At 64.3% G+C, this 15,559-nt stretch carries 19 protein-coding genes; 13 read left to right on the forward strand and 6 right to left on the reverse strand.

The window, feature by feature from the left end:
• The first annotated feature begins 82 nt into the window (after positions 1-82).
• Positions 83-664 carry an LOG family protein gene (locus tag EI293_RS06230; protein WP_125436300.1) on the forward strand — a complete coding sequence of 194 codons (582 nt, stop codon included), beginning with the start codon at positions 83-85 and terminating at the stop codon, positions 662-664.
• A 77-nt stretch (positions 665-741) separates the two neighbouring features.
• On the opposite strand, the gene EI293_RS06235 is transcribed toward EI293_RS06230, so the two are convergent.
• On the reverse strand, positions 742-1,830 hold the full coding sequence (locus EI293_RS06235; protein WP_125436301.1) for a 3-oxoacyl-ACP synthase III family protein: 1,089 nt from the start codon (positions 1,828-1,830) through the stop codon (positions 742-744).
• Between the two features lie 185 nt (positions 1,831-2,015).
• Here EI293_RS06235 and EI293_RS06240 point away from each other — a divergent pair, with 185 nt between their 5' ends.
• From EI293_RS06240 to EI293_RS06255, 4 genes are all read left to right on the forward strand, one after another.
• Entirely contained in the window at positions 2,016-2,600 is a 585-nt protein-coding gene (locus tag EI293_RS06240; RefSeq protein WP_125436302.1) for a glutathione peroxidase, read from the forward strand.
• Positions 2,601-2,789: 189 nt separating this feature from the next.
• Positions 2,790-3,461, forward strand: coding sequence for an HAD family hydrolase (locus EI293_RS06245; RefSeq protein WP_125436303.1), 672 nt, complete (start codon positions 2,790-2,792; stop codon positions 3,459-3,461).
• A 172-nt stretch (positions 3,462-3,633) separates the two neighbouring features.
• Positions 3,634-4,569, forward strand: a complete 936-nt coding sequence (locus EI293_RS06250) for a 1,4-dihydroxy-2-naphthoate polyprenyltransferase (protein ID WP_125436304.1) — start codon at positions 3,634-3,636, stop codon at positions 4,567-4,569.
• A gap of 5 nt (positions 4,570-4,574) precedes the next feature.
• A complete protein-coding gene (locus EI293_RS06255; protein WP_125436305.1) occupies positions 4,575-5,045 on the forward strand; it encodes a CPCC family cysteine-rich protein in 471 nt (156 codons plus the stop codon).
• Positions 5,046-5,104: 59 nt separating this feature from the next.
• On the opposite strand, the gene EI293_RS06260 is transcribed toward EI293_RS06255, so the two are convergent.
• Positions 5,105-5,896, reverse strand: coding sequence for an alpha/beta hydrolase (locus EI293_RS06260; protein WP_170170274.1), 792 nt, complete (start codon positions 5,894-5,896; stop codon positions 5,105-5,107).
• A gap of 324 nt (positions 5,897-6,220) precedes the next feature.
• Here EI293_RS06260 and EI293_RS06265 point away from each other — a divergent pair, with 324 nt between their 5' ends.
• The 4 genes from EI293_RS06265 to EI293_RS06280 all read left to right on the forward strand — a co-directional run bounded on the left by EI293_RS06265 (position 6,221) and on the right by EI293_RS06280 (position 9,728).
• The gene (locus EI293_RS06265) at positions 6,221-6,823 is read left to right on the forward strand and encodes a TetR/AcrR family transcriptional regulator (protein WP_170170275.1); all 603 of its coding nucleotides are present in this window, start codon (positions 6,221-6,223) and stop codon (positions 6,821-6,823) included.
• A gap of 102 nt (positions 6,824-6,925) precedes the next feature.
• On the forward strand, positions 6,926-7,681 hold the full coding sequence (locus tag EI293_RS06270; protein WP_125436308.1) for an SDR family NAD(P)-dependent oxidoreductase: 756 nt from the start codon (positions 6,926-6,928) through the stop codon (positions 7,679-7,681).
• Positions 7,682-7,720: 39 nt separating this feature from the next.
• Positions 7,721-8,722 carry an NADP-dependent oxidoreductase gene (locus EI293_RS06275; RefSeq protein ID WP_125436309.1) on the forward strand — a complete coding sequence of 334 codons (1,002 nt, stop codon included), beginning with the start codon at positions 7,721-7,723 and terminating at the stop codon, positions 8,720-8,722.
• Positions 8,723-8,993: 271 nt separating this feature from the next.
• The gene (locus tag EI293_RS06280) at positions 8,994-9,728 is read left to right on the forward strand and encodes an SDR family oxidoreductase (protein WP_125436310.1); all 735 of its coding nucleotides are present in this window, start codon (positions 8,994-8,996) and stop codon (positions 9,726-9,728) included.
• 124 nt (positions 9,729-9,852) lie between these two features.
• On the opposite strand, the gene EI293_RS06285 is transcribed toward EI293_RS06280, so the two are convergent.
• The 4 genes from EI293_RS06285 to EI293_RS06300 form a co-directional block, all read right to left on the reverse strand.
• The gene (locus EI293_RS06285; RefSeq protein WP_125436311.1) at positions 9,853-10,176 is read right to left on the reverse strand and encodes a hypothetical protein; all 324 of its coding nucleotides are present in this window, start codon (positions 10,174-10,176) and stop codon (positions 9,853-9,855) included.
• Between the two features lie 116 nt (positions 10,177-10,292).
• Entirely contained in the window at positions 10,293-11,138 is an 846-nt protein-coding gene (locus EI293_RS06290; RefSeq protein WP_125436312.1) for a hypothetical protein, read from the reverse strand.
• Positions 11,135-11,590: a hypothetical protein gene (locus EI293_RS06295; RefSeq protein WP_125436313.1), complete on the reverse strand. Its 456-nt coding sequence runs from the start codon at positions 11,588-11,590 to the stop codon at positions 11,135-11,137. Before EI293_RS06295 ends, EI293_RS06290 begins: the two co-directional genes overlap by 4 nt.
• Positions 11,591-11,663: 73 nt before the next feature.
• Positions 11,664-12,437 (reverse strand): DUF1223 domain-containing protein, encoded by a 774-nt coding sequence (locus EI293_RS06300; RefSeq protein WP_125436314.1) that lies wholly within the window; start codon positions 12,435-12,437, stop codon positions 11,664-11,666.
• 187 nt (positions 12,438-12,624) lie between these two features.
• Between EI293_RS06300 and EI293_RS06305 the strand changes: the two genes are divergently transcribed.
• The 4 genes from EI293_RS06305 (at position 12,625) to EI293_RS06320 (ending at position 15,427) form a co-directional block, all read left to right on the forward strand.
• Positions 12,625-13,380, forward strand: a complete 756-nt coding sequence (locus tag EI293_RS06305; protein WP_125436315.1) for a cytochrome b/b6 domain-containing protein — start codon at positions 12,625-12,627, stop codon at positions 13,378-13,380.
• A gap of 291 nt (positions 13,381-13,671) precedes the next feature.
• The gene (locus EI293_RS06310) at positions 13,672-14,475 is read left to right on the forward strand and encodes a molybdopterin-dependent oxidoreductase (RefSeq protein WP_125436316.1); all 804 of its coding nucleotides are present in this window, start codon (positions 13,672-13,674) and stop codon (positions 14,473-14,475) included.
• Positions 14,476-14,581: 106 nt separating this feature from the next.
• On the forward strand, positions 14,582-15,172 hold the full coding sequence (locus tag EI293_RS06315; RefSeq protein ID WP_125436317.1) for a sigma-70 family RNA polymerase sigma factor: 591 nt from the start codon (positions 14,582-14,584) through the stop codon (positions 15,170-15,172).
• A 3-nt stretch (positions 15,173-15,175) separates the two neighbouring features.
• Positions 15,176-15,427 carry a hypothetical protein gene (locus tag EI293_RS06320; protein WP_125436318.1) on the forward strand — a complete coding sequence of 84 codons (252 nt, stop codon included), beginning with the start codon at positions 15,176-15,178 and terminating at the stop codon, positions 15,425-15,427.
• Positions 15,428-15,559 lie beyond the last annotated feature (132 nt).

A 15,559-nucleotide genomic window follows, 5' to 3' on the forward strand; every position in this document is an offset into this window, starting at 1 on the left:
GCAACGCCCACCACTGGCGTTGCTGCTGTTTTTTTCTTTTGTCACTAATGACGGACGAGGCGTGGCCGAGTCCGGTTTGCTTATGAAAAGCGTAGCCGTGTATTGCGGTGCCAGCAGCGGCACCAACGAATTGTTCACCCAGCAGGCCATTGCCATGGGCCAGGCCCTGGCCGAGCGGGGCTTCACGCTGGTGTACGGCGGCGGCCGGGTGGGCCTGATGGGCGCCGTGGCCGATGCCGTAATGCAGCACGGCGGCAAGGTCATCGGGGTGATTCCCGATTTCCTGGCCGACAAGGAGCTGGCCCACACCGGCCTCACCGAGCTGCATCTGGTGAAAACCATGCACGAGCGGAAGCTGATGATGGCTGATCTGGCCGAGGGCTTCGTGGCCATGCCCGGCGGCTACGGCACCCTGGAGGAGCTGTTCGAAGTGCTGACCTGGGGCCAGCTGGGCCTGCACAAAAAGCCCATCGGGGTGCTCAACGTGGCCGGCTACTACGACCACCTGCTCCGTGCCCTCGACCACATGGCCGACGAAGGCCTGCTGCGCCGCGAAAACCGCAACCAGCTCCTGAGCAACCCCACGCCCCACGGCATCCTCGACGAAATGCTGGCCTACCAGCCCGTCAGCCTCGAAAAGTGGCTGACGCCGCGCACTACCTGATTTCCTGGCGCTATGCCACTACAAAAAAGCCCGGCCCGCTTCTGACGCGGGCCGGGCTTTTTTGTGGTGGAAAATCTTTACTCGGCGGGCACGCGGTACACCACGGCGTTGCAGTTCATGCCCGCGCCTACCGACGCGAATACGATATGCTCGCCGGGCTCGATGGTAGTGCCGGGCAGCTGGTGGCGCAGAATCAGGTCCAGCAGCGTGGGCAGGGTGGCTACCGAGGAGTTGCCGAGCCGGGAAATGGTCATGGGCATGACGCCGGCGGGGATGTTGGGCTCGTTGTAGAGAGCGTAGAGGCGCTTGAGGATGGCCTCGTCCATCTTGCCGTTGGCCTGGTGAATGAGCAGCTTGCTCATGTCGCCGATGGTGAGGCCGGCTTTGGCGAGCGTGTCGTGGATGGCCTGGGGCACGGTTTTGAGCGCGTACTCGTAGAGCTTGCGGCCTTCCATCTTCAGGAATAGCTCCTCGCCCACGTACTCCGGGTTGTACGACTTGGCCATGCGCAGCAGGTGGGCCGCCTGCACGGTGTCGGAGCGGGAGCCGTGGGCCAGGATGCCGATGGGCGTGTCGCTTTCCCGGGCTTCGAGCAGGATGGTCCCGGCCCCGTCGGCGTAGATCATGCTGTCCCGGTCGTGCGGGTCGCAGACGCGGGAGAGGGTTTCGGCCCCGATGACCAGTACGCGCTTGGCGTCGCCGGAGCGCAGGTAGTAATCGGCCTGAATGACGCCCTGGAGCCAGCCGGGGCAGCCGAAGGGCAGGTCGTAGGCAATGTTGTGCGGGTTTTCGATGCCCAGCTTGTGCTTCACGCGGGCGGCCAGCGTGGGCACGAAATCGGAACGGCGGTTGTCCACCGATACGTCGCCGAAATTGTGGGCCACCAGAATGTAGTCCAGCGTTTCGGGGTCGATGTTGTGGGTTTCCAGCAGGTTGCGGGCGGCCAGGTAAGCCAGGTCGGAAGCCACCTGGTCGTCCTCGGCGTAGCGGCGCTCCTGAATATCGGTAATCTGGGCGAAGCGCTCCACAATCTCCGCGCCCGGCTTGGTGAGGGGCTGGCCATTGGCTTCAAAAAAAGCAGAAGCCACGAAGGATTCGTTGGTGACAATACGGGTCGGGAGGTAGCTGCCGGTGCCGGTAATGACCGAATAAAGAGCCGTACGCATGAGCGGAGTGAGGGGTGATTGAGGAAGCGTCAAGGGACGAAAGTAGGGCCTTTTTCAGTAGGGCCGTGTGAGGTTGTATAAAATTCCGGCATCGGTGGGCCTCGCAAGGCCGGGCCGGGCCGCCTTGCTGAACATTGCGGGCCCGCTGGGGTTTTGCTTGAATTCGATTCTTGCCTTATCTGCGTATGCGCTACGGTGTTTTGCTGAGTGCGCTGCTTGCCGGCAGCCCGCTGTTTTTCTCCTGCTCATCTTCCCCCGCCATGTCCTCCGAATCGGCCCAACCTACCGCCGCCACTGGCTCTGTCTACGATTTTACGCTGCCCGCCATTGATGGTCAGCCGGTTGAGCTGCGCCGCTACCAGGGCAAAAAGCTGCTGATAGTGAACACCGCCTCCGAGTGCGGCTACACCCCGCAATACCAGGAGCTGGAGCAGCTGCACCAGCAACACGCCGACAAGGTAACGGTGCTGGGCTTCCCGGCCAACAATTTCGGCGGCCAGGAGCCGGGCTCCGACGCGCAGATTGCCGCGTTCTGCGAGAAAAACTTCGGCGTCACGTTCCCGTTGTTCAGCAAAATCTCGGTGGCCGGGGCCGATGCCGCGCCGCTGTTCCGCTACCTTGGCAGCAAAGCCCAGAACGGCCGCACCGACGAAAAGCCGAACTGGAACTTCTGCAAGTACCTCATCGACGAGCAGGGCCACGTGCTGGCGTTCTACCCCTCTAAGGTAAGCCCCATGAGCCCCGAGCTGCTGGCCGCTATCCAGAAGTAGCGCGCCGGTCCGGCGGCTTACAGCCGTTGGGCCGGTCGTCGGGCGGTTCGTCCGAACGATGCCGGAACAACGTCAGCTTGCGGCAACCGGCCCGACGGCTTCCAGCCGCCGGACCGGGAGGCCGGTTGCGGGCGCGGTAGTGGCCGGCGGGTTGCCTACCTTCGCGGCCGTATCAAGCCTCTACTGCCCATGGTTCGCACGGTTATTTTCGATATGGATGGCGTTATCGTCGACACCGAGCCGGTGCACCGCTACGCCTATTTCCGCCACTTCGAGGAACTGGGCATCGGGGTAACGGACGACGAGTACGCGCAGTTCACCGGCCGCTCGACCAAGAACGTGTACCAGCACCTGCGCGAAAAGCACGGCCTGCCGCACGAGGTGACTGACCTGGTGATGGGCAAGCGCGAGTTCTTCAACCGGGCCTTCGATGAGAAGCCTGATCTGGAGCTGCTCGACGGGGTGCGCCGCCTCATCGAAGACCTGCACCGGCACGGTCTGGAGCTGATTCTGGCGTCGTCGGCCTCGCACTCCACCATTGACCGGGTGATGCGGCGGTTTGCCCTGGGGCAGTACTTCACGCACCTGCTCAGCGGCGAGGATTTCCCGCGTTCCAAGCCCGATCCGGCCATTTTCGTCCAGGCCGCCGCGCTGGCCTCGGCCCCGCCCGCCGAGTGCGTGGTCATCGAGGACTCTGCCAACGGCGTGACGGCCGCCAAAGCCGCCGGCCTCTATTGCATCGGCTACAACAGCATCCACTCGCCCCTCCAGGACCTGAGCCATGCCGACCTGGTCGTGACTCATTTCAACGAGCTGACTGCCGCACGCATCGCCACTCTGGAAACGGGGAAGTCTGAATGATGTAGAGACGCAATATCTTGCGTCTCGTCGTTGAACGACTAGAGTTGCGCTGATTAAACAATACCAGCAACGACGAGACTCCAACTATTGCGTCTCTACATCGTTCAGGCCGCACCTGCCAACACGCATTTCTGAAGAGCTGCGCCTTCGCACGCAACTCAAAAATACTTTCATGGCCACTTCTTCTCCCGCTGCTCCCGTACCTGTTAGCCCCGCCAAAGCCTGGATTTCGGCGTTTCGGCCGCGCACGTTGCCGCTGGCGTTGGCCAGCATCATGGCCGGGGGCTTTCTGGCGGCCAGCCACGGCCAGTTTCGGGGTAGCGTAGTCGGGCTGGCGGCCCTCACCACCATCCTGCTGCAAATCCTGAGCAACCTGGCCAACGACTACGGCGACTCGCAGAACGGCGCCGACAGCGTGCACCGTGAGGGGCCGCAGCGGGCCGTGCAGAGCGGGGCCATCACGCCGGCGCAGATGAAGAAGGGCATGGGCCTATTCGGGGCCCTGTCGTTGCTGAGCGGGCTGCTGCTGCTGTGGGTGGCGCTGGGCGCAGCCGGGGCGTGGGTGTTTCTGGCGTTTTTCGTGCTGGGCCTCTCGGCCATCTGGGCGGCGGTGAACTACACGGCCGGCTCCAAACCCTACGGTTACGCCGGGCTCGGCGACTTGTCGGTGTTTGTGTTTTTTGGGCTGGTGGGCGTGTGCGGCACGTATTTTCTGCAGGCCGGCACGCTGCCGCTACCGGTGCTGCTGCCCGCCGCCGCGCTGGGCTGCTTCGCCACGGCCGTGCTCAACGTGAACAACATCCGCGACATCCGCTCCGACGCGCTGGCCGGCAAAATCACCATTCCGGTGCGCCTGGGGCCGCAGCGGGCCCGCAGCTACCACGTAGTGCTGCTCACGGCCGGCCTAGTGTGCGCCGTGGCCTACGTGCTGCTCACCTACCGCTCGGCGTGGCAGTGGCTGTTTCTGCTGAGCGCCCCGCTGCTGGTGCGCAACGCCCTGGCCGTGTGGCAGCGCCAAGATAGTATGCAGCTCGACCCGCTGCTCAAACAAATGGCCCTCACCACGCTGGTGTTCACGCTGCTGTTCGGGCTGGGGCAGGTGCTGTAAGTGCAATGGAAACTAATGTAGCACAACCACAGGAGCTTCAGCAAAGGCGGCGGTTTTTCGCGGCTGCTTTGCCGGAAATAGAGTGTTGCCTCGATAAGCCAAAGGATGAAGCAGCGAAACTGAATACCTGTCCCGCTTGCGGCTATCCAACACTAAGTGAGCGGGCTGGCTACGAGATTTGCGCCATCTGCGGGTGGGAGGATGACGGGCAGGATGATGCAGCGGCCGATGTGGTTTGGGGCGGTGCTAATGGTGGATATTCGTTGTCAGAGTATCGGTTGCGCGTAGCCGAGGAGCTTGCCAGACTTACCGTTGCCTCCGCTACTCTGGAAGCAGAATACAGGAAAATTGGCCGCGAATTACGTGCGTTGCAACTACTCATAAACCAGTATCAGGCGGAAATGCAAGACAGCGTTATCCAGCAGGTTTTCGTAGTTATCGGGCTATTCAGCGAAAGAGTAAGGCCGAAAAAATAGCGGTTTCGCAACCGTACGCAATCAGTTATTGGGTTAATTACCAATCTTAGCAAAGCCCATCAACCAGGCAGACCAAGCAGCCAGCGGAGTACCAGTTCCGCATCCTCGCGCCAGGTGGGCTGGCCCAGCATGGCGTGGCTGCGGCCGGGTAGCTCGTGATACTCGATGATGGAGGCGGGGTGACGGTAGCGGCGGTAGTTGGCGCGGTTGAGGGCGGCGGGCATGATCCGGTCTGTGCCGCCGGCCAGAAACAGCAGCGGCGCGTGGGGCCGCCGGAAGTTGACGCGCGCCTGCCAGCTGAGCGCGCCCCGAATCGTTCTTTTCGATTCCGGCGCGGCCAGCTTCTCGTAGTACGCCCGTTGGTCGGCCCGGGGCAGGCCGTTGGCAATGGCGTACTGCCACTGCGCGAAGGTGGGCAGAAACGTCGTCTGTAACGACGAAAACAGCCCCAGCATCGGCAGCACCGCCCGCACCAGCGTCCGGCTAGGCACCACCACGCCCAGCGGCGGCGCCGACTCGATGGCCACGCCCGCCGCCACCGTGCCTTGCTGTAACAGCAGCTGCACGATGAGCCCTCCAAAGGAGTGCCCGATAACGATGGGCGGAGCCGGCAGCTGCGCAATAAAGTCGGTGTACACCTTCAGCACGTCGGCCAGGCTGTTCCGGGCGATGGGCGAGTGGGGGTGCTGCCCGCGTAGCACTGCCGCCGGGGCCGCCTTGTGGGGCCAGTCGGGCGCGTAGCAGGTGTAGCCTGCTGCTTCAAAGAACGATTTCCAGTTGTCCCAGCACGCCGCCGTAACAACGGCCCCCGTGATAAAGACGATGGTGGGAGCGGGTGGCGAAGGATTCATGGGACGAGCAAGCGGAGTGAAGTATTCATCCGGGAGAAGTTGTTTGCGAAGTACGTAGCCCTTGCTGCTGAGCGTAGCCGAAACCTCTTTACCGCTTCGCTGCATAGCTCGGGCGGAGCGGTAAAGAGGCTTCGGCTGCGCTCAGCGGCACGTTCTCCTATGCTTCAAGTATCTTCTGAATGGTTTGTTAAAGAGGGCATTACGGCTCATTCTGGCCGCTGCGAATATTTATTTTTTCAAAGCTAACAGAAAAATAAACACTGTTCACTACATTTGCAGTGTAATCAAGAAGGATAATCTGCTGTGGGCATTGCTGATCGAAAGTTGCGCGAGAAAACCGAACGCCGCCAAGCTATTCTGGAGGCGGCTTTGCACCTGTTCACGGAGCAGGGCTTTGAGAAGGTGAGCATGCGCAATATTGCCGATGCCATTGAGTACAGCCCGGCTACTATCTACCTGTATTTCAAGGATAAAAACGAACTGCTGCTGGATCTGCAGACCCAGGGGTTTGGGCAGCTGGCCCAGGAACTGAAGGTGCTGGAAGCCATAGAACACCCCGCCGAGCAGCTGCGGGCCGTGGGCGAGCAGCTGCTTGGGTTTGCGTTTCGCCACCCCGAGCTGTTCGAGCTGATGTTTATCATGAACGGCCCGATGGTAGCGGCCCAGGCCTGCGCCGGGGCCAATGCCTGGCCCGGCGGCGGCTCCGCGTTTGCGCAGGTGGTGAGCATCGTGCAGCGCGGTATTGATACCGGCGTATTCAGGCCGCAAAAGGCTGATAGCGCGGCGCTTATGATATGGGCTAACGTGCATGGACTGGCCGCTTTACACCTGCGGCAGCGGCTGGTGGTGATGCCCGAGGAGCGCCGCGAGGCGGCCATGCACGAGGCGCTGAACTTATTCCACGAGTTGATCAGAAGGGCGCTCTAGCATTTTTTTTGCTCGTTTACTGAACACTGTTCTTTTTATTTTCACTAGTAATAATTCCTGCCAAGCCGGCGGGCCTTTCGCTCACCTCATTTTCCTTGTTCCATGAAAAAGATTCTGATAACCGGTGGTAGTGACGGCATCGGTCTGGCGGCGGCCCGCCTGCTGGCCGCCGAAGGGGCCGTCCTCACCCTCGTGGCCCGCAACCCCGCAAAGCTGCAAACGGCCCTGGTGAGCCTGGCCGGCAGCGGCCACAGCGTGCTGGCCGCCGACCTGGCCACGCCGGACGGCATGCACCTGGTGGCCCGCCACATCGACGAGAACCGTTACGATGCGTTCATCAACAACGCCGGGGCGGGCATCTACGGCCGTTTTGCCGACCTGCCCCTCGATAAGCAACTGGAACTGATGCACCTGAACATGGACGCGGAGGTGGTGCTGGCCCACCACTACCTGCGGCAGGCGCGGCGCGGCGACGCGCTGGTGAATACGGCCTCAACCGTGGGCCTGACCTCGCTGCCCGGTACGGGCGTGTACACGGCCACCAAGGCCTTTGTGGGCATCCTGAGCGAAACGCTGTGGTGGGAAATGAAGGAGAGGGGCGTGTACGTGATGAGCTTCAACCCCGGCGCTACCGGCAGCAGCTTCCACACGGCGGCGGGCGGCGGCAACGACAGATTTTCGGCCATGCAAACCCCGGAGGCCGTGGCCCGGGAGCTGGTGCGGGCGCTGCGCAAGCGCACCCGGCCCCGCGTGGTTTCGGGCGCGATGAACCGGCTGCTCGTGTTCTTCAGCCGGGCGCTGCCGCGCCGTGCTACCATCAACCTGATGGGCCGCTTCAGCCCCGCCAGCGCGGCCTAGCACCAACGGCTTATTCGCATCCTACCAACGACTTGCACCATGAAAGCTTTCGTAGTAACCCGTTACAGCAAAACCGAGAAGCTCCAGCTCACCGACGTTCCCAGGCCCGCCCCGCAGGCCGGCGAGGTGCTGCTGGAGGTACACGCCACCGGCCTCAACGTGCTGGATGCCAAAGTGCGCAACGGGGAGTTTAAGCTGATTCTGCCCTACAAGCCGCCGTTTGTGCTGGGCCACGACGTGGCGGGCGTGGTGGCGGCCGTGGGCGCGGGCGTGAGCCAGTTCAAGATCGGCGACGAGGTGTACGCCCGCCCGGCCGACCAGCACATCGGGACCTTTGCTGAGTTTGTGGCCGTGCCGCAGGCCGACGTGGCCCGCAAGCCCGCTAACCTGAGCATTAACGAGGCCGGGGCCGTGCCGCTGGTGGCCCTCACGGCCTGGCAGGCGCTGGTGGAAGTGGCCCAGCTCAAAAAAGGTCAGAAGGTGTTCATTCAGGCCGGCTCGGGCGGGGTGGGTACCGTGGCCATTCAGCTGGCCAAACACCTGGGGGCTTACGTGGCCACCACCACCAGCGCGGCCAACGCCGACTGGGTCAAGCGCCTGGGTGCCGACCTCGTGATTGACTACAAAACCCAGGACTTCGAAACCCTGCTCAGCGGCTACGACGTGGTGCTCAACAGCCAGGACACCCCGACGCTGCAAAAGTCGCTGCGGATTCTGCGGCCCGGTGGCGTGGCCGTGTCCATCACCGGCCCGCCCGATGGCACGTTTGCCCGCGCGGCGGGGCTGCCGTGGTACCTGCGCCTGGTGTTCGGCCTGCTGAGCTTCGGCATCCGCCGCCAGGCCCGCAAGCTGGGCGTGCGCTACACCTTCCTGTTTATGCGGGCCGATGGCCGGCAGCTGGGCGAAATCACCCGGCTCATCGAAGCGGGCATCATCCGGCCGGTGGTAGATAAGGTTTTCCCCTTCGCCCAAACCAACGAGGCGCTGGCCTACGTGGAAAGCGGCCGGGCCAGGGGCAAAGTGGTGGTGCAGGTGCAATAGCACCGGCGCACCTGCCGGGGCACCAGCTCACCACACTTCCGGCGGCGGGCAGTGCTGTCAGGAGTAGCACGAATACCTGCTGTTACGCAGGACTTTAGCTGCAACGGCGTTGGGGCAGTAGCGCGAACTTTGTGGCTCGCGTCCCCGCGCTACTAACGCCACTCCAACCGCGCGGAGACGCGAACTACAAAGTTCGCGCTACTGCCGCTGCGTGGCAGAGGTAAATGCTTGTCAAACAGAAATTTAAATACTTGTTAATTTTCCTGACCACATGAATATTTCCAACCAAACCGTCCTCATCACCGGGGGCGGCTCCGGCATCGGCCTGGCCATTGCCAAAACCCTCACGGCCACCGGCAACCGCGTTATTCTGGTGGGCCGCAACGAGGCCAAGCTGCGCAAAGCCGCCGAACAGGTGCCCGGCGCGGCCATCATCACGGCCGACGTGAACAGCGCCGCCGACGTGAACCGCCTGGTGCAGCAGGTGCAGGCCCAGTTCGGCGACCTGAGTGTGCTCATCAACAACGCGGGGCAGGCTTCGGCTTACCAGCTGGTGGCCGGGGCCAACGCCTTCGAGAAGGCCAGCGCCGAAATGAACACCAACTACCTGGCCCTGATTCGCCTGACGGAGCTGCTGCTGCCGGTGCTGAGCGCCCAGCCCACGGCGGCTATTATCAACGTCACGTCCATCGTGGCCTACGTACCGTCGGTAGGCGGACCTACGTATTCGGCCAGTAAGGCCGCCGTGCATTCCTACACGCAGTCGTTGCGCCATACGCTGAAGGCCACCAACATCCGGGTGTTCGAGCTGCTGCCGCCGCTGGTAGATACCGAGTTTTCGGCCGAAATCGGCGGGGCCAACGGTATTCCGCCGCAGCAGGTGGCCGATGAGCTACTGGCCGGCCTCGCCCACGACGACGACGAAATCCGGGTGGGCCAGACGGCCCAGGTCTACGAGCTGGAGCGGGCGTCGCGGGCCGATGCTTTTGCGCTGGTGAACAGTTGAAGCTACCCGGCCTGCTACATAGGGTAGCCACCACAGACCGCGCCCCGACTACGCAAGTAGCCGGGGCGCGGTCTGTGGTGGCAAGGAGCTTCCGGCGTGGCAGCAGCCGGCAGGCGGGACGTGGTTACATCTTGTCCATTTTGTGGTCGGCCATTTTAGCTTTGGGGGCTTTCTTGGCGGTTTTTGCCGAACCCATCTTGCCGGTAGCCATCTTGCCATCGGCCATTTTCCCGTCAGCCATCTTGCTGTCGGTCATCTTTCCGTCCGACATCTTACCATCAGCCATCTTTCCGTCGGCCATCTTGTTGTCGGTCATTTTATCGGTTTTCATCTTATCGCCCTGCATTTTGTCGCCCTGGGCTAGGGCGGGGGCGGGCAGGAGCGTGCTGAGGCAGAAAGCGGCGACGAGCAGCAGGGAGCCGGGGGCGAAGAACAGGTTGGTACGCATGGGGAAGAGGGGAAAAGTGAAACGTGAAACATATGTGGTGTTGCCCGGATAGACGCCGCCCGGCGGCGGTCCTTACAGCAGGCGCAGAACTTTTTTTGGCAGCGGCCGAGGCCCGATTACCATTCCACGGCCACCCCAAACGTGAGTTGCTGGCCCGAGTACACGTTGCGCAGCCGGCCGAAACCGGTGGCCCAGTCGGTGGTGAGGCGCAGGTGGCGGGTGGCCTCGAAGCTCACGCCCAGCCCTGCCGTGGAATACGCCACGCCCTCGCCTAGCCCGATGCTGCCCGGCCGGTTAGGGTCGGGTGGGCGCACGTTGTCGAGGGTGCGGAACGTGGCCGTCAGCCAGGCTTTTTTCCGCAGGTGGTAGCCGGCCTGCGCCCCGTAGCTGTACTGGCTGGTGAAGCCGGCGGTGCGCTGGTTGTAGCCCGCTTCCACCGTGAAAAAGGCCGGCCAACGGCTCAGGCTGTGCGAGAGGGCCGCCCGCGTCCAGACGTTCCACTCCCCGTCGCCGGTGGGCAGGGCCACGAATACGCGCGGGTCGGTGCGGTCGAAGCCGCGGGCGCGCGGGTTGCCCAGCGGCGCTTCCACGCTCAGGCCCACGGCCAGCGGCCAGGCCCCGCGCAGCAGCCCGTAGCGCAGGCCCACTTCCGGGTCGCCAACGCCCCGGCCTGGCGTGACGGTAGCGTAGGCGGCGCGCCGGAAAACCGGAAAGTTGAGGGTGGACTCTAGGCGGTCGGTGAGGCCGTACTCGGCGTAGAGGCTGTATACCTGCTGCCGAAACCGGGCCGTTTCGATGGTGGGGCCGCTGAGCGGATGGTAGCGCGTGGTGCTGACGGTGGTTAGGCCGGCCTTGGCGTAGCCGCGCTTCTTTTTGCGCGTCCAGCCGCCACCGGCTTGGGCCTCGGCCGCGAGCAGCAGCGCGGCGGCCAGCAGCCACCCGGCGCGGGCGGCGCGTCTCATTGCAGAGCCGCCGCGCCGAAGTTGTACTGGGCCGGCTCGCAGTGCAGCACCACGTGCGAGAAGCCCGCCGAAGCCGCCGGCACGGCCAGCACCTGCGCCCCCGACTGTGTGATGACGCCCACGCTCAGCACGTTCTCGGCCCCGCGCCCCCGCTGCACCCGAATCAACTCGGCCGACTTGGCTAGGTAGATGGTGAGCGAGCCGGTGTGAAAATCGGTCATGAAATCGGCGTTGAAGCGCAGAAATTCCTTGCCCGCGGTGTCGCGCACCAGGTCCACGGTGCCTGAGCTGGGCACGCCGCCCTGGGGCTGTACAATGCCCTTGCGCACCACCGTGAGCGTGCCGGCCGGGGGCGTGGTGGTGGTAGCGGGGGCAGTGGGTTCGGTAGTTTCCTTTTGGCAGGCGCCCAGGCTCAGGCCGAGCAGCAAGAGGCCTAGTATGCGGGTAGTCATGGGAAAAGCAATGAAGAGTGAACGGTATGCTGAGTTGAAAGCTGCGCAGGTGGCGGCCGTAAGCTGGCCGGGCCTAGCCGGCAGGGCTGAGCGGCAGACTGCCCACGCCCACTACGCGGTGGCTGGCGCGCTCCTGCACCAGCACCACCGCCCGCAGGTGGCTTTGCTGCCATTGCGGCGCCAGCCGGAGCGCGGGCGTGGCCCCAAACGTGCCATCGGCGGCTACCGCACCCAGCGGGCGCAGCTCCCGCACCACGGCGGCGTGGCGCACCAGCCGCCCGGCGTTTTCGCCCCGCCCGATTTGGGTGGTGAGGCCGGTTTCGGTGATGAGCAGCAGCACGTCGGCCGGGCCGGTGCCGACGGGCAGGTCGCGCACCTGCACGCGCAGGGCGGCGGCGGGGCCACTGAGCTGCACGGTGGCGCGCGGCGCGCGGGCCGCCTGCGCAATGGCTTCCAGCAGCTTGGTTCGCTGGCTGCCCACCAGCTCATAGCGGCCATTGATGACGGCCTGGGGCGTGTAGGAGCCCGAGCCGAAGCCGGCGGCGTAGGTGCGCTGGCGCTGGGTGAACTGCTCCGAGGAGAAGGCATCTTTCCAGCCCAGGCGGTTCCAGTAGTCCACGTGCTGGCCCAGGGCCACTATTTCCACGCCCGGCACCGGCTGGCTGGCTTCCAACTCCCGTAGCGCGGCATCGGCGGCGGGGCAGCTGGAGCAGCCCTCGGACGTGAACAGCTCCACGGCCACCGGCACGCGGGCCGGTGCCGGCCCGGCAGGTGAGCCAGGCAGCGGAATGGGGGAGGTGAGCGGCAGACTTCCGAAAGCCAGACCGGCTACAAGCAGTAGTTTCATACAGAAGGCAAACAGGGCCAGCCAACGGCGGCGGCTACCCGGCTAGACGCGCCACCGCTTCCGGCCTTACAACTACCCCCGAAAAATATTTTTTGGCTCCGGTGTAAGGTGGCCGGCGGGCAGGCGTCTATCGGGGTAGCGGCGGCTAGCCGTCTGCTGGTTTCTCCCCTCAAACGCCCTGTGTCCTATGCCTCGCCTCGTTGAAAAGCACCCGTTGGCCATCCGCTGGTTTCACTGGCTCAATTTCCCGGTGCTGGCCCTCATGATCTGGAGCGGCCTGCTGATTTACTGGGCCAACGACGTGTACCGGCTCGGGTGGGGCGATACCACGCTGCTGCGATTTTTCCCGCAGTCGGTGTACGATGTGCTGCACATGGACCACAAGCTGGCCAAGGGCATGAGCTGGCACTTCGTGCTGATGTGGGTGTTTGCCCTCAATGGGCTGCTGTACGTGAGCTACACCCTGATTTCGGGCGAGTGGCGGTACCTGGTGCCGCAGCGGGGCACGCTCCGCAGCGCCTGGCACACCCTGCTGCACGACGTGGGCCTGCGCCGCGACCCGCCGCCGCCCGCCAAATTCAACGGGGCCCAGCAGCTGGCCTACACCTCGGTGGTGCTGATGGGGGCCGGCTCGCTGCTCACCGGCCTGGCCATCTACAAACCCACCCAGCTGGCCGGCCTCACCACTGCGCTGGGCGGCTACGAGTGGGCCCGCCTGGAGCATTTCGCCCTGACCATTGGGTACGTGCTGTTTTTTCTGGTGCACATTGCCCAGGTGGTGCGGGCCGGCTGGAACAACTTCCGGGCTATGGTAGCCGGCTTTGAAGTGGTAGAAGACTCCGCCCCCACGGCCGCGGCTGCCCCGCTCGCCGCCGCGCTGGATGCGGCCTCCGGCAGTGGCAATCCTATGCCAGCTGTGCCGCCGCTGCCCATGCGCCCCTAGCCGGAGGCCCGTTGCTCAGTTCCCCGCCCTTGGCCCGGCCTTGGTAGCAGAACGTGGCTCAGACAGGGTAGCTGACTGCAGCGCGCCACCGTGGTAGTATCACGGTTTCACTTGAGGTGTATCCTGTTGTAGAGACGCAATATTTTGCGTCTCGTCGTTGCTGAAGTTGACCAAAGCGCAGTGCCGTTCAACGACGAGACGCAAAATATTGCGTCTCTACGACGGGGTGAATGGTTCGCAAAAACGCTATAAAATCAACCCTTTTCCAACACTCATTTACCGTACTGCCCGATGCAATCCGAATCATCCCTCCCGCAGCCGCCCGCCACGCCACCCGCTGCTGCTGCTGACGTTGCTCTGGAGCGGGAAGTGACGCGCCGTTCCCGGCGGGCCTTTCTGGTGGGCGGGCTGGCCGCGCTGGCGGGCCTGGGCGGCTGGCGCTGGCTGCTAGGCCAGCCCGAGGTGATGGGCGTGCCAGGGCCATTGCGCGCCAGCCTGGAAGCCAACGCCCGCGTAGCGGCCACCTTGCTCAGCCCTACCCAGCTGGCCCCCGAGTTTCCGCGCAGCCAGGCCCGCACGCCCCGCGCCAACGGCTCGGTAGGCTTGGATCAGCCGCTGGATACGGCCGCGTGGCGGCTGCGGGTGGAAGGTTTCGGCGGGCAGCCGGTTCGGGAGTTCTCCCTGGCCGAGCTGCAGGCGTTGCCCCGCACCGAAATGACCACCGAACTCAAGTGCATTGAGGGCTGGAGCACGGTGGTTACCTGGGCCGGCGTGCGCCTCACCGATTTCCTGGTCCGCTACCCGCTGGCTACCCTTCCCTCCGCTGAAACAGCGCCCTACGTAAGCCTGCGCACCCCCGACGACGCCTATTACGTGGGCCTCGATATGGCCAGCGCCCTGCACCCCCAAACCCTGCTGTGCTACGAGATGAACGGCCGTCCGCTGCTGCCGGAGCACGGTGCGCCGCTGCGCCTCATCACGCCGCGCAAGTACGGCATCAAGCAGCTCAAGCGCATCGGCACGCTGGCCTTCGTGGCGGAGCGCCCGGCCGACTACTGGGCCGCCCGGGGCTACGACTGGCACGCCAGCCTGTAATGGCCGAAGTATACTTGGCAGTGGTCAATCCGCGCTCCAGGATATTTGCGTTACTTGCCGGAGCCCGCCAGATGGGTTTTCCTCACCTTCACCTATCCTTTCCCGCATGGCCCTTTTGGTGCCCGAGCCCGCGCAGTGGCTCGCCCGCTACGGCGACGACCTGTACCGTTTCGCCCTGAGCCGGGTAGCCTCGGCGGAGGAGGCGCAGGAGTTGGTGCAGGACACGCTTTGCAGCGCCCTCGACGCCTTGGCTTCCTTTCGCGGGGAGGCCTCGGAGCGCACCTGGTTGTTTGTGATTCTGCGCCGCAAAGTCGTGGACTTTTACCGGCGGCAGGCCCGCTCACCCTTCGTGCCGCTGCCCGTGTTGCCCGAGCAGGCCCCCGAGGCCGAGTTCTTCCGGCCCGATACCGGCCACTGGCAGCCCGGCCAGGGCCCCGCCGACTGGGCCGCGCCCAGCGGCGAAGACGACCTGGAGCAGCAGGAGTTTCAGGCCGTGCTGCGCAGCTGCCAGCAGCGGCTTTCGCCCCAGCACGGGGCCGTGTTTGTGCTGCGCTTCGCCGAGGAACTATCGGCGGAGGAAATCTGCGCGGCGCTGCAGCTGACGGCCGCCAACTACTGGGTTATCGTACACCGCCTGAAACTTCACCTGCGCCGCTGCCTCGAAAAGAACTGGTTCGGCTCCACTCCCCGTTCGTAACGTATGCGCACCTTCATTTCCGACTGCCAGCGCGCCACCCTGCTCATTGAGCGCCGCGCCGACCAGCAGCTGCCTCTAGCCGAGCGGGTGCAGCTGTGGGCCCACTTGCACCTGTGCGCCTATTGCCGACGCTACGCCGTGCAGAGTCCGGCCCTGGCCCGCGCCGCCCGCCTCACCGCGCAGGCCCCCTCCACCGCCCGCCTGCCCTCCGATTTTGCCGCGCAGCTCCAGCGCCGCCTCGACGAGCCGAGTTAGTTCCTCGCAGATCGGACGGTGTAGAGACGCAATATCTTGCGTCTCGTCGTTGTTGATGTTGTTTAGAATGCACGCTCTCGGTCGTTCAACGATGAGACGCAAAATATTGCGTCTCTACACCGTCCAATGGCC

Origin of the sequence: Hymenobacter perfusus, from assembly GCF_003944765.1 — a bacterium.
GTDB classification, from domain to species: domain Bacteria; phylum Bacteroidota; class Bacteroidia; order Cytophagales; family Hymenobacteraceae; genus Hymenobacter; species Hymenobacter perfusus.